Consider the following 20,563-nt stretch of genomic DNA (forward strand, 5'->3'; position numbering starts at 1 on the left):
AGTTGGGGTATCGTACTCTACGTGAGAAGTAGAGATGGTGATACCACGTGCTTTTTCTTCTGGTGCGTTATCGATCTGATCGAATGCACGTGCGTTACCGCCGTAGGTTTTTGCCAGAACGGTGGTGATTGCAGCAGTCAGGGTAGTTTTACCGTGGTCAACGTGGCCGATAGTACCAACGTTAACGTGCGGTTTGGAACGTTCAAACTTTTCTTTAGACACGACTCTATTCCTTAATACCGCTCCCCCGTCACAAATGATGAGGGAGCCAAAAAGATAGTAAACTCGAAAACTTATCTAGCTTTACGAGCTTCGATAATAGCCTGAGCGACGTTGCTAGGCGCTTCGTTGTACTTCAAGAACTCCATGGAGTAAGAAGCACGACCTTGGGTCTGAGAACGCAGGTCAGTAGCATAACCAAACATTTCAGATAATGGTACTTGAGCACGAACAATTTTGCCCGTAGCTACATCATCCATACCATCGATCATACCACGGCGACGGTTCAAGTCACCGATGACGTCACCCATGTAGTCTTCTGGTGTTTCCACTTCGACTTTCATGATTGGTTCCAGCAGAACTGGCTTCGCTTTCATGAAGCCTTCTTTAAATGCCATGGATGCGGCAATTTTAAAGGCGATTTCTGAGGAGTCAACGTCATGGTAAGAACCGTCGAACAGAGCAACTTTAACGTCAACGATTGGGTAACCTGCAAGAACACCACTCTTCAGCTGTTCCTGAACACCTTTGTCAACGCCTGGGATGTATTCTTTAGGAACAACACCACCAACGATTTCGTTCACGAATTGGTAACCGTCGCCACCTGCTTCCAGAGGCTCGATACGTAGCCAAACGTGACCGAACTGACCACGACCACCGGATTGTTTAGCGTGTTTACCTTCCTGCTCAACAGAAGCACGGATAGTTTCACGGTAAGCAACCTGAGGTTTACCTACGTTCGCTTCAACGTTGAATTCACGACGCATACGGTCAACCAGTACGTCGAGGTGAAGTTCACCCATACCTGCGATGATAGTCTGACCAGACTCTTCATCACTGCTCACGCGGAATGATGGGTCTTCTTGTGCCAGACGGCCTAAAGCGATACCCATTTTTTCTTGGTCAGCTTTAGTTTTTGGCTCGATAGCAACAGAGATAACTGGCTCTGGGAATTCCATGCGCTCCAGAATGATTGGAGAGGCCATGTCACACAGAGTGTCACCAGTAGTTACATCTTTCAGACCGATAGCAGCAGCGATGTCGCCTGCACGGACTTCTTTGATTTCTTCACGTTTGTTGGCGTGCATCTGAACGATACGACCAAAACGTTCTTTCTTATCTTTAACCGGGTTCAGTACAGTGTCACCAGAGTTAACAACACCGGAGTAAACACGGAAGAACGTCAGGTTACCCACGAATGGGTCAGTTGCGATTTTGAACGCCAGTGCAGAGAATGGCTCGTCATCGCTTGAATGACGTTCTGCTGGGGTATCTTTGCCATCTGGCAACATACCTTTGATAGACTCAACGTCAGTTGGCGCTGGCAGATATTCGATAACTGCATCCAACATTGCCTGAACACCTTTGTTCTTAAATGCAGAACCACAGGTAACCAGGATGATTTCGTTAGCCAGAACACGCTTACGCAGAGCTGCCTTAACTTCGTCTTCAGTCAGCTCTTCACCGCCCAGATATTTGTCCATCAGTTCGTCTGATGCTTCTGCTGCGGATTCGATCAGGTTCTGATGCCATTCCTGAGCCAGTTCAACCATGTCAGCCGGGATATCTTCATAAGTGAAGGTAGTACCCTGATCAGCTTCGTTCCAGTTGATTGCTTTCATTTTCAGCAAGTCAACAATACCAGTGAAGGTATCTTCTGCACCAATCGCCAGTTGCAGAGGAACTGGGGTAGCTGCCAGACGAGTTTTGATCTGCTCAACAACGCGCAGGAAGTTCGCACCCATACGGTCCATTTTGTTAACGAACGCGATGCGTGGAACATTATATTTGTTAGCCTGACGCCATACGGTTTCAGACTGAGGCTGAACACCACCAACTGCACAGTAAACCATTACTGCACCATCAAGAACACGCATAGAACGTTCTACTTCGATAGTGAAGTCAACGTGGCCTGGGGTGTCGATGATGTTGATACGGTGTGGCTCATACTGTTTAGCCATACCGGACCAGAATGCAGTAGTCGCTGCGGAGGTAATGGTAATACCACGCTCCTGCTCCTGCTCCATCCAGTCCATCGTTGCTGAACCTTCGTGAGTTTCACCGATCTTATGGTTTACGCCTGTGTAAAACAGAATACGTTCAGTTGTTGTGGTTTTACCGGCGTCGATGTGGGCACTGATACCGATATTACGGTAACGTGCTATAGGTGTTTGACGAGCCATTTTTTCCTCTCTCGTGGGCGTTCTTCAATTTGGAGAACGGGCAGCCGCAGCTACCCAGAACATATTCACTGCCGATGGATTCCAAAAAAATGGATTACCAACGGTAGTGTGCGAACGCCTTGTTAGCATCTGCCATACGGTGAACGTCTTCACGTTTCTTAACAGCAGCGCCTTTGTTTTCAGCCGCATCAGATAATTCATTCGCCAGGCGCAGAGCCATAGACTTATCACCGCGTTTACGAGCAGCATCAACGATCCAACGCATTGCCAGAGCATTACGACGAACCGGACGAACTTCAACTGGAACCTGATAGGTAGAACCACCTACACGGCGAGATTTAACTTCCACAGTCGGGCGCACGTTATCCAGTGCCAGCTCGAATGCTTCCAGATGTTCTTTACCGGAACGCTGAGCCAGGGTCTCAAGCGCACCATATACGATTGCTTCTGCGACAGACTTTTTACCGTCTACCATCAGGATATTTACAAATTTGGCCAGCAGTTCTGATCCGAACTTTGGATCTGGCAGAATTTTACGTTGACCAATTACACGACGACGTGGCATGGAAATACTCCGTTTCGAATTTCAGGGTTGTCCAAAACTCTACGAGTTTATTTTGACATTTAAAGTGAACAATGTTTGGCCTTACTTAACGGAGACCCATTAAGCCTTTGGCTTCTTCACACCGTACTTAGAACGAGCTTGTTTACGGTCTTTAACACCGGAACAGTCCAATGCACCGCGAACAGTGTGGTAACGCACACCTGGCAAGTCTTTAACACGACCGCCACGGATCAGGATAACGGAGTGCTCTTGCAGGTTGTGGCCTTCACCACCGATGTAAGAAGTCACTTCGAAACCGTTAGTCAAACGAACACGGCATACTTTACGCAGTGCTGAGTTTGGTTTTTTTGGAGTGGTAGTATATACACGAGTACATACGCCACGTTTTTGCGGGCAAGCTTCCAGAGCAGGAACGTTGCTTTTCACAACTTTCGAGCTACGAGATTTGCGAACCAGCTGGTTAATAGTAGCCATTATTAAAAAAACTCCTGGTTTTTTTGCTTCGTAAACACGGATTTTACCCTCTGTCAGCCATGATGACAAAACGAGAGGACGCGGAATTTTATTGCTGACTTGACGAGGTGTCAAGAAATATACAGTCTTTCTATATGTTGGTATCTGTCAGTATTCTGTCAGCGCACTAAAAAGTTCACAGTCCACTGATTTATTAACTGAATGATCACAGGCAATATCTGCGGAAAAAATGCGGAATATTTACCAACTTAAACTTTGCTGATGTTTCACCGTTAAACTGACAAAGCCATTGTAATTGACCATCTTTACATGCTCTGAAACCCGCTCCGTAAGCCCCCGGGCATCCAGATCCTCCTGTAAGGCATAGATACCCGCACCCGTGTGAATCAGCTCAGCTAAATAGGGATTGCCATGAACACCCAGTAATACCCCATTTTGCAGCATCAGGACATCATCTGCATCAGTGATCAAGCCCAGTATTGCATTGAAGTCATTCTGATAAGGTGAGCATCTAACAGTATATAACATGTCATCTCTCCAAAGTAGATTAAAATTTCAACACAACATCGTAGCCCGCCAGCATTTGCCGGATTGCCGCAGCCGAGAGAAACTCAGCTTCCAGAATAAAATCATCTTCTGGAGCAAATCCTCTAACCGTCAGATCTTCCAGGCAGATATAACATTTCTCAATGTCATACAGAGGTAAAATCTTAAATGTTGAAATATAGTCACGTGACAGGATTTTATCCGGCTGCTGGTTGGACAGCAGCTGAAGTACTCCATCAGAAATAAAGAATACGCCGACCTGCTCCGTCAGTGCTGATGTTGCAAGCAGTGCATCCAGCCCTTCTCTACCAGCAGAAGAGCCGTGGGGGGCTTCAGTAAAAATGAAGGCGATTTTTTTCATTATAAATGTCTTCCTGTTATGCCCCTAACCCTGTGCCATTAATCCATTGTACCCTTAAAATTGTACCACGCGATCACACAGCATCATGGCCTCAGCCAAAGAACCAAGACCACTGAGTTCAAAACCACCGGCGAGATTTGCGGACTTCAAATCCAGTTCACTTGCCTGCTGCTCATCCACGACACCGCGTCGTAACGCGGCTGCAACACAAATAAACAGCTCAGACTGATGCTGAACAGCCAATGACTGCCACGCCCTGACAAGATCAACCTCATCATTGGCAGGTGCAGTCAGCTGATTACCGTTCTGGACGCCTTCACGATAAAAAAACACGCTATGCAATTTATGACCAGAGGCAATAAGTGCCTGAGCAAACTGATAGGCACTACTGGCTTGCTGAGTCCCGTATGCCGGCCCGGTTACCAGTAAGCAGTAAGACAGTGGCAACATTACTTCTCCGGGTGTGCACATTCACCGTTTTTAAACTGGCGAATATAGAGGTATACCGTATGCTTGGAGATATTCAGGCGGTCAGCGACCTGATTAATCGCATCTTTGATATCAAAAATGCCCTTCTCATAAAGGTTCAGAACAACCTGCCTGTTTTTGGCATTATTGGAAACATTGCGATCCGCATTCACTTCTTCGATAGTGAATTCCAGTGTCTGAGCAACAAGATCATCCACGGAAGAAGCAAAATTAACGTTTGAAGAAACCTCGTGAGTTTTTTCAGGGATAAAAGTCTGAATAATTTCAGAAAAAGGCACATCAAGATTCATGTTGATACACAAGAGCCCGATAACCCGACGCTGACGATTGCGAATAGCAATAGTGACCGATTTCATCAATGCGCCACTTTTCGCCCTTGTGAAGTAGGCTCTGGAAACAGAAGAGTCTTCATCAGTAATATCGTGCAGCATCCGTAATGCCAGATCGGTAATAGGAGAACCGATTTGACGACCGGTATGCTCTCCGTTAGCTATTCTGACAGCTGAACATTTAAGGTCTTCCAGTGAATGAAGAACAATTTCACAATGCCCACCAATCAGCATAGCCAGGCCATCAACTGCCGCTTCATAAGACTTTAAGATTTCATGATCCGTTTCACTGAACGGTTGATTTTCCAGTAAATCAATATCGCTGCTATCACCGGATATTTTATCACCAGATATTTTTTCACCAGAAAATAACGGGGTAGACATGTAATACACCATCCTTCAAGCTTAGACTCCGCCTCACCAAAACATCAGGGAGAGATTTATTATAACCGCACTTAGCAGAAAACATTTTTAATACGCTGTATTCTATCCAGAATAATGACGTTAAAACTACACTAAATTATCGTCAAGTTCTCGCTGGGCAGACCATTCGGCCTTATCACAGCTTAGTGTTCGAATACACCTGATATATGAGAAAGTTATTCTATTTAATACCGTAGAAAATAATAAGTGGTCAAACTCATTTTCTATATTTAATCTTTATAACTTATCAAGTCGAAGTAAATATTCTCATAACAAAACAGGGGCATGATAGCCCCTGTTATAAAATCACGTATTAATTACGATGAAAATTATTTTGTTTTCGCGCTAGGTTTAATATCCAGCAATTCAATTTCAAAGACCAGAGTTGAGTTAACCGGAATTCCCTGAACACCATTTTTACCATAAGCTAACTCAGGTGGAATAACCAGCTTCATTTTTCCACCTTTTTTCAGGTGCTGAAGACCTTCTGTCCAGCCAGGAATAACACCATCCAGAGGGATAGACAGAGGTTCTTTCCGGTCATAGGAGCTATCAAACACTTTCCCGTCAATCAAAGAACCTTTGTAGTTCACGATGACAGTATCGGTTGATACAGGAGTCTTGCCCGTTCCTTCACGTTCAACTTTATACAAAAGACCTGATTTAGTTTTGACTACTCCAGCTTCCTTAGCGAACTGTTCCCGGAATTTATTTCCTTTCTCGCTATTTTCGCTCGCTTCTTTTTCCATTTTAACTTGTAAAGAAGCCCTGATTTTTGCATCAAACTCACTGAGGATCTGCTGAATTTCGCTATCATTCAGTTTGCTTTTATTATTTATTGCGTCTCCAAAGCCAGACATAACCTGAGATTTATCGAGATCGATACCCAGAGCTTTCTGTTCCTCTAAAGATTTTTCCATATAACGACCAATGGAAGCTCCCAACGCATAAGAGTTCTGCTGTTCTGCGGTCTTGAAAGCTTTATTCAATTTCACTTCGTCGCTGGCTTTTGCTTCATTAGCCATTACATAAGGTACACCGAATGTCATTGCCAGTGTAGTTGCTAACAAAGTTGTTTTTAAGAATGATTTCATCATATTCTCCAATAAATTTGACTGAATTTGTCATCAGCAAAAATCATGCAACCACATGTACTATAACTGCCTACTAAAACCAATAACAATATTTGCTATACATTGGCCTGAAAAAGATTAGCACTATATTGATGTCAAAAGCTTTTTACTTATTCCGTTTTTTCTTCACTTTTCTCTGCCCTCACCTTTGCCAAAAGGTTTATACCCAATGGATTAGTTGCATCGCGGCGGCAAGAGAACTCATCCCCGGGAGCATAGATAACCGTATGTTTATAAAAACTGTGACCGGGGTGAGTGAGCACAGCCAACAAAGAGGCAACTTGAAAGGCGAAGGGTATAGGCATCAGGCTACCGGTATTATAGTATCAACCCGATTAGAATAATCATTTCACCATGAAATTAAATGAACAAACAACAAACAAAGATGAGAGGGGGAAATAATGGAATTATCCAGCTTTGAACAAAGATTTGAGCAATTGGAAACTAAACTAGCCTATCAGGAAATGACCATTGAAGAATTAAACCAAGAGGTTAGAAAGCAGCAGGTAGAAATAGATAGACTGAAAGAGCAGTTAAAATTAATGACCGAACGACTGAAAACCCACCAGTCATCAATTATCGCACCAATGTCAGAAGAAACACCCCCTCCGCACTATTAAGAGCCTACTTCGTGGAGACAGCCCCAGCATGACTGATCAGAGTCAATACCTGCCAGCAAAGGCCGGGGCAAACCATAAAAAAGAGAAGCCCGTCAGCTTCCCTTTTTTCCTGCCAATTAGTGGCAGCTACCGCCGCAGCAGCTGTGCTCTTCGTGATCATGCTGGTGATCGTGATCACCACAACCACCCTGACCATGCACGTGACCGTGAGCCAGTTCTTCTTCTGTTGCTTCACGAACCGCAACAATTTCAACGTTGAATTTCAGGTTCTGACCAGCCAGCATGTGGTTGCCATCAACAACAACGTCATCGCCTTCTAAAGCGGTAATTTCAACAGGTACTGGCCCCATATCAGTATCAGCCAGGAAACGCATACCCACTTCTAATTCTTCAACGCCAACAAAAACATCTTTTGGTACGCGCTGAACCAGGTTTTCATCATACTGACCATATGCATCGTCAGCTTCAACGCTTACATCAAAGCGCTCACCAGCCTCACGACCTTCCAGTGATTTCTCTAAACCGCTGATCAGGGAACCACGGCCATGCAGATAGTCTAACGGTGCGCTCACCGGGGACTCATCAACTAAAACACCATCTTCTGTTCTTACTTGATAAGCCAAGCTGACCACCAAATCTTTTGCTACTTTCATGACATCTCCTACAATACCCGGGTAAAAACGTGAGGGAAAATTCTTACGTTACGACTAAAAATGCCGCTGATTGTACCGGAATTCTACTTCACTGTATCTGGTAATGAAAAAATTTATCCATTATCTGTTGTAACTTAGTTCAGTTATTTCGGCGTAAAAATACCGATAACCTGCTCCTGATCTCTGACATGAGGCGTTACAGATTCATCGGTTTGCCGCTGAAGATGCCCACAACTGACACATTCCACAACATCCACTTTATTTTCCTGCCACATGGCCAAAGTATCCTGTGACTGACACTTCGGGCAAACGGCTCCTGCAATAAAACGCTTACGACTGACAGACATATTTCCCCCATTACTTCATATACTGTGATGTTATTATTGTCGGTATACACAATGGATTTCGACAAAGTGTATAGTTATTTCATATCATCACTCATCCCAGCCTTCCGGCTGACGACGTTCATTAAGCATTTCCCGTTCAAATAACTCTTCCAATTCCCGACGGGCTTCTTTTACACGGGATATATGTGCCACATCGCCCTGTAGATGAGGCATAAGCTCACGCAACATGCGCATATCCAGACGCCTGAAATGTTGCTGGGCACGATAGGCACGATGAGGATGAATACCCAGCCCTATCATGGTTTTTCTTCCGACTTCCAGCGCACTTGAAAATGTTTCCCGGCTAAAATCCTGTACACCACTTTGCAACAGCTCATGGGCTTCAAAGCGCCCTCTTGCACGTGCAATGATATGCAGATGAGAAAAATGTTGCTGGCATAATCGGACAATGGTCATGGTATCTTCCGGTTCATTGCAGGTAATGACAATCGCTTTAGCTTTGTCAGCTCCCGCAGAACGCAGCAGTTCCAGCTCACTGGCATCACCATAATACACCTTATAACCATAACGGCGCAGCGTGCTGATCGCACTGACATCGCGTTCCAGCACAGTGATACGGATTTTATTTGCCATTAAAAGCCGCCCGACAACCTGCCCGAAACGACCAAAACCCACCACAATAACCTGTGGAGCGTTATCTTCCACAAAAGGTGTTTCATTGCTTTCTGGTTGTCTATTGTAACGACCGGTTAATATCCGCTCGACTAATGTCATCACCAGCGGTGTTGTCATCATCGATAATGTCACCACTACCAACAAAAATGACATCTGGTTCTTATCTAACACCTTCTCTCCGAGAGCAGCTGAAAATAAAACAAAGGCGAATTCTCCCCCCTGACTCAACACCCCGGAAAGCTGCATACCCAATGAATTTCCTAATCCAGAAATTCTGCCAATAACATACAATATGGTACTTTTTGTCAGCACCAGAGCCAAAACAGCAAGCAATACATCTGGCAAATGGCTCAACAGCACACCAATATTCAATGACATACCAACAGAAATAAAGAACAGCCCCAGCAACAATCCTTTGAAGGGTTCAATGGAAATTTCCAGCTCATGGCGATACTCACTATCAGCAAGCAACACCCCCGCAATAAACGTCCCCAAAGCCATCGAAAAACCCAGTGTTTCCATAAAAACCGCAGCACCAAGAACAACCAGCAACGCAGCGGCGGTAAATACCTCTCTGACTCCAGATTTCACCACCAAACGAAATAAAGGACGTAATAAATAGCGACCACCCAACAACATACCGGCAAAGGCAATAATTTTAAGGCCGATACGATACCAGTCACCGGAAGCCGTACCACCCGCCAGTATCGGGATCAAAGCTAAAGCCGGAATTAACGCAATATCCTGAAACAGCAAAATAGAAAAACCGAGTTGCCCACCTTCGTTATTTGCCATGCCTTTTTCCCGCATTAATTGCAGCGCCATCGCGGTTGACGACATAGCAAGCCCCACACCACCGATAACAGCAGCCTGCCATGAGAAATTTGTCAGACAAAGAAACGAAGCCAGAACTAGCGCAGTCAGCACAACCTGAACCGTACCGGCACCAAAGATAGAGCGCCTGAGTTGCCAGAGTTTTGCTGGATTCAGTTCAAGACCAATGATGAACATCAGAAAAACGACACCAAGTTCAGAGAAATGGAGGATCTCACCAACATCCTTGATAAGCCCGGCTCCCCAAGGGCCAAGTGCGATACCGGCAAGAAGATACCCCAGAACGGCTCCGATTCTGAACTTCTGAGCCAGAGGAACAGCGACAACAGCAGCAAACAGAAACAATATTCCGGCGCTTAACAGCGCTGAAGTCTCCATGATTAAAGCCCTCCCAAAGACAGTGGCGCTTTAAGCCATTCCCAATATGCATTAGCATGACTGACAAGCACCTCAGGTGGCTGACGTCTGGCCCAGTAAAGGATCATCGGGGACAGCCAGTGCATATGGCACATCGAAGCCACCAATTCGAAAGGCCGGAGAATTTCCTCCATCGAATAACGGTTGTGCCCACTGCTGCAAAAAGCACCTTCAGGCTCTCCCGTAGTGATGACAGAGCGCCAGTATTTATTTCTCAGCATCGGCTCGGTGCCGCCAATAAAATCACGGCTTAACACGCGATCCATCCACTCTTTCAATAAAGCAGGGCAGCTATAAGTATAAAGAGGATGCTGAAACACAATGATCTGATGTTCACTTAAGAGCTTCTGCTCTGCCGGAACATCAATAAAAAAGTCAGGATAACAGCCATACAGATCGTGAACAGTAACGTTTTCCAGCTCCCGAACCGTCTGGAGCAATACCTTATTGACCACTGAACCCTGCGGTTCCGGATGGATATACAACAGTAATACCCTGGGCGGCAAAACATGAGATGACAATATCATCAATCCCCCCTCAGGACGTGTCAGGTCACCTATTTTCCGCTACCATGCACGCCAGACTATCGAAACAACGAAACGAACAGATACAATGTAATTATTAACTTAACATACTCTATACAGACAATATCATGATTGTTTTTTCTTCTCTGCAAATCCGCCGAGGCGTCCGTGTTCTGCTGGACAATGCCAGCGCAACCATCAATCCCGGCCAGAAAGTTGGGCTGGTGGGTAAAAATGGCTGTGGTAAATCAACCCTGCTTTCATTACTGAAAAGTGAACTTCAGGCTGAAAATGGCTCTGTGACATTTCCCGGTAATTGGGCTTTGGCATGGGTAAATCAGGAAACTCCCGCTCTGGAAATTTCAGCGCTTGAATATGTGATCGACGGTGATCGCGAATTCCGCCAATTGGAGCAAAAGCTGAAAATAGCCAATGAACAGAATGACGGCCACGCTATCGCCCACCTTCACGGCCAACTGGACACTATTCAGGCGTGGACAATCCGCTCCCGCGCTTCCAGCTTGTTGCATGGGCTGGGATTTTCTCAGGCACAGCTGGAACAACCTGTCCGTTCATTTTCCGGTGGCTGGCGTATGCGCCTCAATCTGGCTCAGGCACTGATTTGCCGCTCTGACCTGCTGCTGCTGGATGAGCCAACTAACCACCTTGATCTGGACGCAGTAATCTGGCTTGAGAAGTGGCTGAAAAGCTACACAGGCACTTTGATTCTGATCTCCCATGACAGGGATTTCCTCGACCCGATCATCGATAAAATCCTGCATATCGAGCAACAAAATTTATTCGAATATACGGGTAATTACTCTTCCTTTGAGCGGCAACGCGTTGCCAAACTTGCCCAACAACAGGCTCTGTACCAAAGCCAGCAAGAAAAAGTGGCGCATTTGCAAAGCTATATTGACCGTTTCCGTGCTCAGGCCACCAAAGCCAAACAGGCACAAAGCCGGATCAAAATGCTGGAACGCATGGAACTGATTGCACCAGCCCATGTTGATAACCCCTTCCGTTTCAGCTTCCGAAAGCCGGACAGTCTGCCAAACCCGCTATTGAACATGGAAAAAATCAGTGCCGGATACGGTGACAAGACTGTGCTGGACTCGATCAAATTAAATCTGGTTCCCGGTTCACGCATTGGTCTGCTAGGCCGTAACGGTGCGGGTAAATCAACCCTGATCAAATTACTGGCAGGTGAGCTTGAACCACAGAAAGGAGAGATCGCTTTAGCCAAAGGTATCAAACTGGGATATTTTGCACAGCACCAGCTGGAATTCCTGCGTGCGGACGAATCACCTTTACAGCACTTAGCCAGACTCGCACCACAGGAATCAGAACAGCAGCTGAGGGATTACCTTGGCGGTTTTGGTTTCAAAGGAGACCAAGTAACTGACCCGAGCGCCCGTTTTTCCGGCGGGGAAAAGGCTCGTCTGGTACTTGCCCTGATTGTCTGGCAACGCCCGAACCTTCTGCTACTGGATGAACCCACCAACCACCTTGATCTGGACATGAGACAGGCACTGACTGAAGCTCTGATCGATTTCGACGGCGCTCTTGTCGTGGTATCCCATGATAGACACCTGCTGCGTTCTACCACTGATGAACTTTATTTGGTACATGATGGCAAAGTAGAGTCTTTCGCCGGTGATTTGGAGGACTATCAGCAATGGCTGACAGAATTACAGCGTCAGCAATTGCGAGAGAGTCAGGAAGAAAAAACCGCGGCCGGCACTGATTCATCTACCAATAACGCCCAGAATTACAGTGCGCAGGAGCGTAAAGATCAAAAAAGACGTGAAGCAGAATTCCGCAGTCAAACACAACCATTGCGTAAGCGGCTGACCCTTCTTGAAAAGCAGATGGAAAAATTAAGTACAGAGCTGGAAAAGATAGAAGAAAAGCTGTCAGATAACACAATCTATGAAAATGATCGCAAAACGGAATTAACCGAGTGCCTGTATCAACAGAATAACACTAAATCCAAACTGGAAGATATTGAAGTGGAGTGGTTAGATATTCAGGAGCAAATTGAAAAAATGACAGAAACGTTTAACTCGAATCAATAAGCTTATTCTGAATCTTTATTCTCGCGCAATCATAATCGGGCATTTTAACCTAATGCCCGGTTATGATATTTCAAGCCTAAAAACATACTATTGTGTAACCTATACAAGAAATTGCCCTACTGATTATAAAAACTTAAAATCATATGATTGAGAAATATCTTTCACACATCGATTGACAGAAATATTTATAGTCATTATCAAAATCTCACGATCTTATTATTTATAATCTGCTTTGAAAAAGCATTAACATTAAAGAAATGATTCACTGACTATTTAGACTGTCATTTTAAAGATTGATCACCCATGCTGAAAAGCTTTCAGCATCACCAATCAGCTCCTCATCTATTGTCTTACTCCATACGACACCTAAATCTATTTTCTTATCTGTTTCAAAAAGTTCCAGAGAATTCATATAATAATCCGGAATTGCACTTATCATTCTCTTAGGCACACATGTGTAAGTACCATTTTTTGTAATCATCTCCATCATCAACATGATATCATTTGTTTTTAATAACAAATTCATATTATCACTACTATAAATAGGAAAAACATTCAGACAGTCATTCAAATCAGTATTTTCTTTTTTTTCGCTCACCATCGTCAGAGAATTCTTACTGCCATACTGACTATTTCCTATTCTGAATTTAGATATCAGCGGGCTCTTTTTCTTAAAAATATAAACTAATTTTTCAGTAAATGTTTTTTTTACGTCAAACGATTTTGCCGCTGCCAGAGGCATAACGGCCACATGGAGCATACCCGCATTCAGTAAATTAACCTGCTGCTCAACTGACAAACCGGTCATCAGAGCCAGTACAATATTACCTTTTTTCTCTGCAAGCTGACTCTCGATTTGAGAATAATTATGGATAGGAAAACACGAGCCGACATATAAGTGCCGGGTCACTTCCTTTTTTGAATCAAACTGCACCTGACTTTTAAACTGTTCATAATGCGTTAAAAATTTTCTGGCATTTTCCAGCGTTTTCTGACCAAAATCTGTTAATTTTGTTCCATTTGGTCCTCTTCTGAATAATTCAGCCCCCAGAATATCTTCCAGACCGTGTATTTTTTTCGTCAAAGCAGGCTGAGAAAGGTAAAGCCTCTCTGATGCCTTGTGATAATTAAGAGTCTCAGCCAAAACGATGAAAGCTTCAAGATTGCGTATATCCATGTTCTTTCGCCCAATGGTTGTTAATAACTACAAAACATTACAGATTCATGGTGATAGCATTTTAACTTAGCGCTTTGCCAAAGGTCTTATCGGAACTACTGGTAAAAACGTTGACTAATGAAATGTTAGTTAATAAGGATACAATTAGCAAAAGATTTACCACGACTTCTTAATCACAGTAATTTATAATAACATTGGTAATATAAGTGAAGAATTCAACACTACAAAAAGATAATTTCACCTCCTCAAAATAATTAAATCATTTATACATAAAACCACGACTTTCACTTCAATCATTACAATTATTGACAATTGCAAAAACAATAACCTTCACATCAAATAACTTAAGAACATCAAACCAAAAATTGATTAAATCAAACATTACTTTAATAAAATACCATATAATCAAATCACAAGTGAATAGATTAATAACAAAAACACATAAAAGAATATAATCCTGATTTACTCGCATAATGAAAAAATAAATGGGGGTTAATTTTTTACTTGCAATGAAATTGCTATAATTTTATCAGTAAGATATTACAAATAACTTTCAGACGAAAATTAAAGCATATAAAGGAAAGGGAAATAATTTATAAACGATGGTAGGGTAACTATATAAAAACCAAAAATTTAAAATTAGACTAATTATTGACATATATTTTAAGGCTATTATTAATTATGCAACTTTCATTTGATTTCAACGATATATATTTGATGAAATAGAATATCATCTTTATTTGAAAAAAAACAAATACAGATGATTATGGAAAATTTTAAAACATTAATTAATCACAAATGTAATAACCACTTTAAAATATTTCAAAAAATAATCCATCTGTTATTAGCACCCATAAATATGGGTGCTAACTTAAGCAATTACCTATTATTCAGATTAATGTAACTTTATATTTCTTCTATTTTATTACAAAAAGATATTTTTTTATCCTAACCATTAGGGTAATCAGGACAATTAGTTGAGCAGTCCGGACAATCATAACTATGGTCAGGGCAACCAGGGCCTGAACATCCTTGATACGCTGAGCCACAAGTGATAATTCTTCCCTGCCAAGGATCAGAAAGATAGTTTGGCTGTGGCTTAGCATAAAATGTGAACTGAATAGAACCATATCCAAATTGAGGCCCACCATTAATCCGACAATCTCCCCGTTTAAATGCACCAGTCACGTCATAATAAGGAATAGAAAAAGTAACATGATCACTATCTGGAGACATATATATTGGGCCATAGGTGCCATCACGACCGAGACAGGCATCTATCTCCATCCTTAACGTAACACTAGAATCTGAAGGTGCTAAACGATTCTTATTAACCACTACAAATAACGCGGCTCTACTCATATCGCCAGCCGAACCATCTACTACTTTATTATTTTTATAATTAGATAAAGTATAACAATTAATAACATTATTAGCCGTTTCGTTACCACAAACAGGCTGATACTGTTCTAGTATATTATCAGGATTCACACCAAAACTGGAATATACAACGATGGGGGTATCACTGACACTATCAATTATTTTCACATATACTGGAGGAGATGGAATAGGTTCGCTAGGTTGAGCTACGCTGGTTACTGTATAATAAGCATAATATTCACCAACAGGAACTAGGCTTGCTTGAGTCGAGATATCGTAATCAGACATATTGGTACGATAAACTACTAAACTACCACCATCAATCGTACCACCACCATGAGCAGGTCTAAAATGAGCAGTAAGAGTATCATACATAGAAATATGTGCAAAAACAGGTACATCCATGTCAATAGTAGGAGGCTGTAATTTACCTTTATCTATAATTCCATTATGTTCTTGGGGTAGAATTGGTTTTTGAAGAATAATATTAGCCATAATTCACTTTTCCTTATTTTATTAATTAAATCACATTAAACATCTAAACCCCTATCAATAACCATATTAGACTTTAATTAAAATACATAAAAAAACAAAAGAAAACCAATGAAATAAAGTTATCACATGAATATATTTAATTATCAGCAGAAAAAACAAAATAATAACCACATACATATAGCATCGTATTTAAAAGTATTTCACCCAGTTTAATAATAACACTCTTACTTTATTATTTACGAACAGTATATGTTATCTAACATTACAGACTATTTAATCATAGTCTGTACAATCAGTAGCACCATCCGGTACTGTATTAATACTTCCATGCCATACTTTTCCATAGTTCCGATCACCTTTCTCATCGACATAATAATCAAACTCTATTGCTCCTAATTTACCACTAACATATCCGTCTCGATGTGCAATTATACTATGAGGAACCCCGATTCTTGCTATTGCACTATCCCCACCAGGTACATCAGGATCTGATGGTATTGTTCCTGGTAGTGTGCTCACTAAAGGTGGGCTTCCGTCAGATGTAATAAATACTCTCAATTGCACCGCACTTCCTAAAAGCGGCTTTGTGCTATCATTAAGGCGATTGGTTCCTTTAATATCTACAAATAGTGCAGCATGATTTTCATTATGTAAATAATGACATATTGTCTCACAATTAATAAAGTGATCAGATGATATTAAATTCCCTTCACTATCATAAACAACGCATGGATCATAATTCCTCTCTTTTACCGGAGGTGGTTGATTATTTGCTCCTCCAATATAATATACATCCAATTTTTCTGACGGTGTTGAACTATTATAAAGAGCACTTATTACCCAATAAGAAAGCTCTGATTTTTTTCTTATTGGAAAGATATCATAAGGAATATTCTGAGAAATTCCTGCTATATCACCATCAGATGCTACAGTAATATATTTATCAACATAAATTCCATCAACAAAAAGTAGGATATTATCCCCCTCTAAGATATGCTTATATTTTGGTATATCTAATGTAAAATCTGGTGTCTTAGACACTAAAGATGTTCCAGGGTTATATCCTTCGATTATAGGGCTAGAAAATTTACCACCAGACTCTGCATCATATATTTGGATAATAAAAATCCCATTCGTTGATTGAACTGCATTAGTCGCTTTCAATAGCACCGACTCTACCTGAAAGAATAATGAATTATGTCCCTTAGGGTAAACGTAAAACTCTACATAACCATTCTTATCTGCATTAATATAAAATCCTCTTTGAGTAGATGAAATCTGATGAATATCTACTTTAGTTTTTCTATCTTTCTCATATATATTAACTTTATCAAAGCTAAATTGAACTGTTTCTAAGATAGCAATAGGCACACCGGATAATATAGTATCATGATAGTCTTTTACAATTGTAATTCCCTTTGAATAATTACCTGAATCCGGATCATCAGAAGCATTCTTATATTTTAAAAATCCTTTTTTAAAATAAATAGATAAAGAGTCAGGATATATCTCCCTAGCAGTATACTTCACTTCCTTCTGAGAAAAACCTACGGCCTCAGTAGAAGGGATGATGTTAAAATCAATCAAATCCCCCACTGAAATTGAGCTACTTACTCTTAATTTAACTCTGAATTTTTTAATTTTATCATCTGACGAGGCTATTTTTTCCACGCCTCCCTGTAGCGTCGCATTATAATTAAGCATTGATATCGATACATAAGCTTTATCAGATATCTCATCATCTGATTGCAATGTAATAATCAGATAAAATTCTTGACCAATAACCACATCAGAACCGCTTTCTGTAGAAACTAGAATTTTTTTACTCATTTATACCCCTAATTTAAATAGTTTAAAAAAACCATGATCATAAAAATTATTTTTTAAAATGACAATAATAATGTAAGTTTCATTCTGAGAATTCAGGAATATAAGATTATATTCCTGAATGCATGAGTTAATGGAATTATACTTTTTTGCAAGGTCATAATATCGTTATATTTATCAGTATTTAGATTGTGGTGCAACAGTACTAATTTTTGCTTCCCAATATTGACTATATGCTCGAATTCCTTGAGTATCTACATAATACTCAAAATAGATCAGAGGTGGTTCTTTACTCTCAGGATAAGGCTCTATATCAACAAGCATTTCATATGGTATTTTAATAATCGTAGTAGATTCACGTTTATTATCATTATTAGGCGTAAAACTAACCATTTCAGCCGGAAATTTGGCATGTATGGTTTTACTGAATGAATTAACATAAATGATCAAGACCACCTCATCTCCAAATTGAGGTTTACTACTATTACTGACATCATTAGTTCCAACAATTTTAACAAATAAAGCAGTACCTCCGTTATTTGAATGATTATAAATAGAGTTTATATTTACTATATCACCAGAGTTGATAATACTGACATCATCATTTGAACCAAATGGAGGTACAGCATAACTATCATAAATAATAGGGGAAGCAAGAGACCTTGAAAAATCAGGTGATGGGCGATTATCGCCTCCGCCTCCATATACTATTGGCAATACTGATGAATATTGACTTTCACCTGAGCTTTTTATAATAACGTAATATAAATTTGATTCCGAATCCAACGGGAGAAAATCATCATAATACAAACTAAAAAAACCTGGCTCTTCACCTACATTATAAGCAGGTGAAATATGTCCTGACTTATCAGTAAAAAATATTATAATATCTGTACTTGAGTGCAAACCATAACTATTAATCCCAGCATTAAATGTTTGCTCAGATCCTGTTGCCATTAATTTCCCATCAACAATATTTGATATCGTTGGAGGGCTAAGAAAATTATCTATATTTTGAGATTTTGGTGTAATAATATACACATTCTCACCAGGATAATAAACTTGTGTATATGGCAGCTTAAAGCCGATCTGAAGAATTAATGGCGTATTCTCCATAGGGTAAACCCGAAAATTAAACTTACCGTTTCCATCACTAGCAATATCAATAAAATCTCCAACAGGATTTAAAACACTAGGATAAGAGTCATCATCAGGATCTGTAGTAATTATTACATCATCTAATATTTGAGATCTGATAGATGAATAAATCTGTATAACACTATTTTCTGCCGGGCCTCCATCCTTTCCAGTTAAATAAACAGAATAATGTATGAAATACTTACCTCCCGTTTCTGGATTATTATTATATTGTGGTGTTTCACAAACCCATTTATCAATTATCCATTTAACTGAAATAAATTCAGTAGTATCTAATTGCATTTCCATGTCATTACCTCTTATTTTTTAAAACTTAGTTTGATTAGTATATTTTATTAATTATCATCCTTAGAAAGGAAGGTATCAATCATACTTTTCCAGTAGAAGCTATAATTTTTTTCATTCGTATATTTATCAATCGTATAGTACTCAAAATAAACCCATGCATCCTTTCCATCAGAATAAGAAGCAACACCTGTCAATTCAGGGTGATGTATCTTAATTATAGAAGTACATAAATGTTCTCCATCTTCATCAGGAATATCTGACAAATTATGAGTACATGTATGAATAAATTTTTTAGTCCTTGACCTGACATAAACGTTTACATTAATTTCTTCGCCAGCCTGAGGATATTTCTTTGTATGATCATATTTATCATTTGTCGCAATGATTTTTAAATATAAATCAACACCATTGTTGTTAACGTAATTAGAAATTGTTTCTAAAACAATGTAATCGTTCTCTAATCGAAGATATCTATTCTCATTCGCAAGTAAGGGATCATTCTGATAGTCTGCATAGCTAGAATAAACAGAAACTTTATTATAAGTTCGAGTAACATTATCCGGTGGCATAATAGGAGAGCCACCAACGTATCTGACCATTATCGTTCCAGAGTATTTGCTATTACCAACTTCTGAAACAATTATATAATATAATTCAGACTGTTCATTTTCTGGAAATACATCATATGGTAATTTAAAATTATAGTTGTTACTTTTCCCAATAGTCTGGATAGGGTAAATCAATCCATCAGTATCAGGAATTCCATTTTTATCTTTATTAAAAAACAAAATCACATCTGTACTCGAATATTTATATCTAGTATCTATTTGAACATCGAATTTTTGTTTATCATACCCTCCAATTAAAATACCCCCATTGGCATCTGGTATTATTGGTGGCATCAAAAATAAACCATCTTCATCTGGGGGAGGAGTAAGAAAATACACACTGGGCGCACTGTAATAGGCAGAAACACCAAATAAATGACTTAAAAGTTCAAGTGTAACGGGTTTATTTTCTTTAGGATAAACACGAAAAGTAATTTTCCCCTGTTTATCTGTATAAACAGTAAGAAATGTCTGCTGATCTATAACATAGGGAGTAATAGTTTCTGGAATATCCGTTTCACCCAATGGATTAGTGGTAATTTCAACCTGATCTAAAATAGCATTTGGTTCTTTAGAAACAATGTAAATAGGAGTATTTCTCATTATTTTCCCATCACGAGAAACCACTTTTGATGTATAATATTTGATATAATTTCTTTCATTATTAAATACCCCTTCATTTATTTCAGGAATAATGCATATATATTTATCTGGTTCCAACTGTATTGTATATAGTTCTACCAACCTCGCATTATAATAG

21 protein-coding genes are annotated in these 20,563 nt (G+C 40.4%); 2 read left to right on the top strand and 19 right to left on the bottom strand.

The features are described from left to right. The 10 genes from AACX38_RS18770 to AACX38_RS18815 form a co-directional block, all read right to left on the bottom strand. Positions 1-222, bottom strand: a 222-nt coding sequence (locus AACX38_RS18770; RefSeq protein ID WP_228865160.1) for a GTP-binding protein, incomplete at its 3' end; no start/stop codon positions are given. A 71-nt stretch (positions 223-293) separates the two neighbouring features. Further along, positions 294-2,402, bottom strand: a complete 2,109-nt coding sequence (gene fusA / locus AACX38_RS18775; protein WP_099120241.1) for an elongation factor G — start codon at positions 2,400-2,402, stop codon at positions 294-296. A gap of 94 nt (positions 2,403-2,496) precedes the next feature. Next, the gene (rpsG, locus tag AACX38_RS18780) at positions 2,497-2,967 is read right to left on the bottom strand and encodes a 30S ribosomal protein S7 (protein ID WP_099109204.1); all 471 of its coding nucleotides are present in this window, start codon (positions 2,965-2,967) and stop codon (positions 2,497-2,499) included. 99 nt (positions 2,968-3,066) lie between these two features. Beyond that, positions 3,067-3,441 carry a 30S ribosomal protein S12 gene (gene rpsL, locus AACX38_RS18785; RefSeq protein ID WP_086954597.1) on the bottom strand — a complete coding sequence of 125 codons (375 nt, stop codon included), beginning with the start codon at positions 3,439-3,441 and terminating at the stop codon, positions 3,067-3,069. A 240-nt stretch (positions 3,442-3,681) separates the two neighbouring features. Continuing rightward, positions 3,682-3,969, bottom strand: coding sequence for a sulfurtransferase complex subunit TusB (gene tusB / locus AACX38_RS18790; RefSeq protein WP_099120242.1), 288 nt, complete (start codon positions 3,967-3,969; stop codon positions 3,682-3,684). A 19-nt stretch (positions 3,970-3,988) separates the two neighbouring features. After that, on the bottom strand, positions 3,989-4,348 hold the full coding sequence (gene tusC, locus AACX38_RS18795; protein WP_099120243.1) for a sulfurtransferase complex subunit TusC: 360 nt from the start codon (positions 4,346-4,348) through the stop codon (positions 3,989-3,991). Positions 4,349-4,402: 54 nt separating this feature from the next. Further along, positions 4,403-4,798: a sulfurtransferase complex subunit TusD gene (gene tusD, locus AACX38_RS18800; protein ID WP_228865161.1), complete on the bottom strand. Its 396-nt coding sequence runs from the start codon at positions 4,796-4,798 to the stop codon at positions 4,403-4,405. Continuing rightward, on the bottom strand, positions 4,798-5,550 hold the full coding sequence (locus AACX38_RS18805) for a helix-turn-helix transcriptional regulator (RefSeq protein ID WP_099120245.1): 753 nt from the start codon (positions 5,548-5,550) through the stop codon (positions 4,798-4,800). The genes tusD and AACX38_RS18805 overlap by 1 nt, the downstream gene beginning before the upstream one ends. Before the next feature lie 368 nt (positions 5,551-5,918). After that, positions 5,919-6,683 carry an FKBP-type peptidyl-prolyl cis-trans isomerase gene (gene fkpA, locus AACX38_RS18810; protein ID WP_099120246.1) on the bottom strand — a complete coding sequence of 255 codons (765 nt, stop codon included), beginning with the start codon at positions 6,681-6,683 and terminating at the stop codon, positions 5,919-5,921. A gap of 149 nt (positions 6,684-6,832) precedes the next feature. Continuing rightward, positions 6,833-7,027, bottom strand: a complete 195-nt coding sequence (locus AACX38_RS18815) for a hypothetical protein (protein ID WP_228865162.1) — start codon at positions 7,025-7,027, stop codon at positions 6,833-6,835. 96 nt (positions 7,028-7,123) lie between these two features. On the opposite strand from AACX38_RS18815, the gene AACX38_RS18820 reads away from it, so the two are divergent. Next, complete coding sequence (locus tag AACX38_RS18820) at positions 7,124-7,342, top strand: SlyX family protein (RefSeq protein WP_228865163.1); 219 nt, start codon at positions 7,124-7,126, stop codon at positions 7,340-7,342. 116 nt (positions 7,343-7,458) lie between these two features. On the opposite strand, the gene slyD is transcribed toward AACX38_RS18820, so the two are convergent. The 4 genes from slyD to kefG form a co-directional block, all read right to left on the bottom strand. Next, positions 7,459-7,995 (bottom strand): peptidylprolyl isomerase, encoded by a 537-nt coding sequence (gene slyD, locus AACX38_RS18825; protein ID WP_228865164.1) that lies wholly within the window; start codon positions 7,993-7,995, stop codon positions 7,459-7,461. 143 nt (positions 7,996-8,138) lie between these two features. Beyond that, on the bottom strand, positions 8,139-8,342 hold the full coding sequence (locus AACX38_RS18830; RefSeq protein WP_099120249.1) for a YheV family putative zinc ribbon protein: 204 nt from the start codon (positions 8,340-8,342) through the stop codon (positions 8,139-8,141). 87 nt (positions 8,343-8,429) lie between these two features. Next, positions 8,430-10,229: a glutathione-regulated potassium-efflux system protein KefB gene (gene kefB / locus AACX38_RS18835; protein ID WP_099120250.1), complete on the bottom strand. Its 1,800-nt coding sequence runs from the start codon at positions 10,227-10,229 to the stop codon at positions 8,430-8,432. A gap of 2 nt (positions 10,230-10,231) precedes the next feature. Next, the gene (gene kefG / locus AACX38_RS18840) at positions 10,232-10,795 is read right to left on the bottom strand and encodes a glutathione-regulated potassium-efflux system ancillary protein KefG (protein ID WP_099120251.1); all 564 of its coding nucleotides are present in this window, start codon (positions 10,793-10,795) and stop codon (positions 10,232-10,234) included. Between the two features lie 125 nt (positions 10,796-10,920). On the opposite strand from kefG, the gene AACX38_RS18845 reads away from it, so the two are divergent. Next, the gene (locus AACX38_RS18845; RefSeq protein ID WP_228865165.1) at positions 10,921-12,870 is read left to right on the top strand and encodes an ABC transporter ATP-binding protein; all 1,950 of its coding nucleotides are present in this window, start codon (positions 10,921-10,923) and stop codon (positions 12,868-12,870) included. A 286-nt stretch (positions 12,871-13,156) separates the two neighbouring features. Here AACX38_RS18845 and AACX38_RS18850 read toward each other — a convergent pair whose 3' ends face one another. From AACX38_RS18850 to AACX38_RS18870, 5 genes are all read right to left on the bottom strand, one after another. Next, positions 13,157-14,047 carry a LysR family transcriptional regulator gene (locus AACX38_RS18850; RefSeq protein WP_228865166.1) on the bottom strand — a complete coding sequence of 297 codons (891 nt, stop codon included), beginning with the start codon at positions 14,045-14,047 and terminating at the stop codon, positions 13,157-13,159. Positions 14,048-14,995: 948 nt separating this feature from the next. After that, entirely contained in the window at positions 14,996-15,922 is a 927-nt protein-coding gene (locus AACX38_RS18855; RefSeq protein ID WP_228865167.1) for a hypothetical protein, read from the bottom strand. A gap of 273 nt (positions 15,923-16,195) precedes the next feature. Further along, positions 16,196-17,752 carry a hypothetical protein gene (locus AACX38_RS18860; protein ID WP_228865168.1) on the bottom strand — a complete coding sequence of 519 codons (1,557 nt, stop codon included), beginning with the start codon at positions 17,750-17,752 and terminating at the stop codon, positions 16,196-16,198. A gap of 174 nt (positions 17,753-17,926) precedes the next feature. Next, positions 17,927-19,195: a hypothetical protein gene (locus AACX38_RS18865; RefSeq protein WP_228865169.1), complete on the bottom strand. Its 1,269-nt coding sequence runs from the start codon at positions 19,193-19,195 to the stop codon at positions 17,927-17,929. A 47-nt stretch (positions 19,196-19,242) separates the two neighbouring features. Then, positions 19,243-20,563 (bottom strand): hypothetical protein (locus AACX38_RS18870; protein ID WP_228865170.1); only part of this gene is annotated, 1,321 nt, incomplete at its 5' end.

The sequence above is a fragment of the Xenorhabdus sp. PB30.3 genome (assembly GCF_963895965.1).
Taxonomy (GTDB): Bacteria; Pseudomonadota; Gammaproteobacteria; order Enterobacterales; family Enterobacteriaceae; genus Xenorhabdus; species Xenorhabdus stockiae.

Coding starts and splice junctions, on each gene's coding strand:
- fusA (WP_099120241.1), bottom strand. CDS start 2,402: ATGGCTCGTCAAACACCTATAGCACGTTACCGTAATATCGGTATCAGT.
- rpsG (WP_099109204.1), bottom strand. CDS start 2,967: ATGCCACGTCGTCGTGTAATTGGTCAACGTAAAATTCTGCCAGATCCA.
- rpsL (WP_086954597.1), bottom strand. CDS start 3,441: ATGGCTACTATTAACCAGCTGGTTCGCAAATCTCGTAGCTCGAAAGTT.
- tusB (WP_099120242.1), bottom strand. CDS start 3,969: ATGTTATATACTGTTAGATGCTCACCTTATCAGAATGACTTCAATGCA.
- tusC (WP_099120243.1), bottom strand. CDS start 4,348: ATGAAAAAAATCGCCTTCATTTTTACTGAAGCCCCCCACGGCTCTTCT.
- tusD (WP_228865161.1), bottom strand. CDS start 4,798: ATGTTGCCACTGTCTTACTGCTTACTGGTAACCGGGCCGGCATACGGG.
- AACX38_RS18805 (WP_099120245.1), bottom strand. CDS start 5,550: ATGTCTACCCCGTTATTTTCTGGTGAAAAAATATCTGGTGATAAAATA.
- fkpA (WP_099120246.1), bottom strand. CDS start 6,683: ATGAAATCATTCTTAAAAACAACTTTGTTAGCAACTACACTGGCAATG.
- AACX38_RS18815 (WP_228865162.1), bottom strand. CDS start 7,027: ATGCCTATACCCTTCGCCTTTCAAGTTGCCTCTTTGTTGGCTGTGCTC.
- AACX38_RS18820 (WP_228865163.1), top strand. CDS start 7,124: ATGGAATTATCCAGCTTTGAACAAAGATTTGAGCAATTGGAAACTAAA.
- slyD (WP_228865164.1), bottom strand. CDS start 7,995: ATGAAAGTAGCAAAAGATTTGGTGGTCAGCTTGGCTTATCAAGTAAGA.
- AACX38_RS18830 (WP_099120249.1), bottom strand. CDS start 8,342: ATGTCTGTCAGTCGTAAGCGTTTTATTGCAGGAGCCGTTTGCCCGAAG.
- kefB (WP_099120250.1), bottom strand. CDS start 10,229: ATGGAGACTTCAGCGCTGTTAAGCGCCGGAATATTGTTTCTGTTTGCT.
- kefG (WP_099120251.1), bottom strand. CDS start 10,795: ATGATATTGTCATCTCATGTTTTGCCGCCCAGGGTATTACTGTTGTAT.
- AACX38_RS18845 (WP_228865165.1), top strand. CDS start 10,921: ATGATTGTTTTTTCTTCTCTGCAAATCCGCCGAGGCGTCCGTGTTCTG.
- AACX38_RS18850 (WP_228865166.1), bottom strand. CDS start 14,047: ATGGATATACGCAATCTTGAAGCTTTCATCGTTTTGGCTGAGACTCTT.
- AACX38_RS18855 (WP_228865167.1), bottom strand. CDS start 15,922: ATGGCTAATATTATTCTTCAAAAACCAATTCTACCCCAAGAACATAAT.
- AACX38_RS18860 (WP_228865168.1), bottom strand. CDS start 17,752: ATGAGTAAAAAAATTCTAGTTTCTACAGAAAGCGGTTCTGATGTGGTT.
- AACX38_RS18865 (WP_228865169.1), bottom strand. CDS start 19,195: ATGGAAATGCAATTAGATACTACTGAATTTATTTCAGTTAAATGGATA.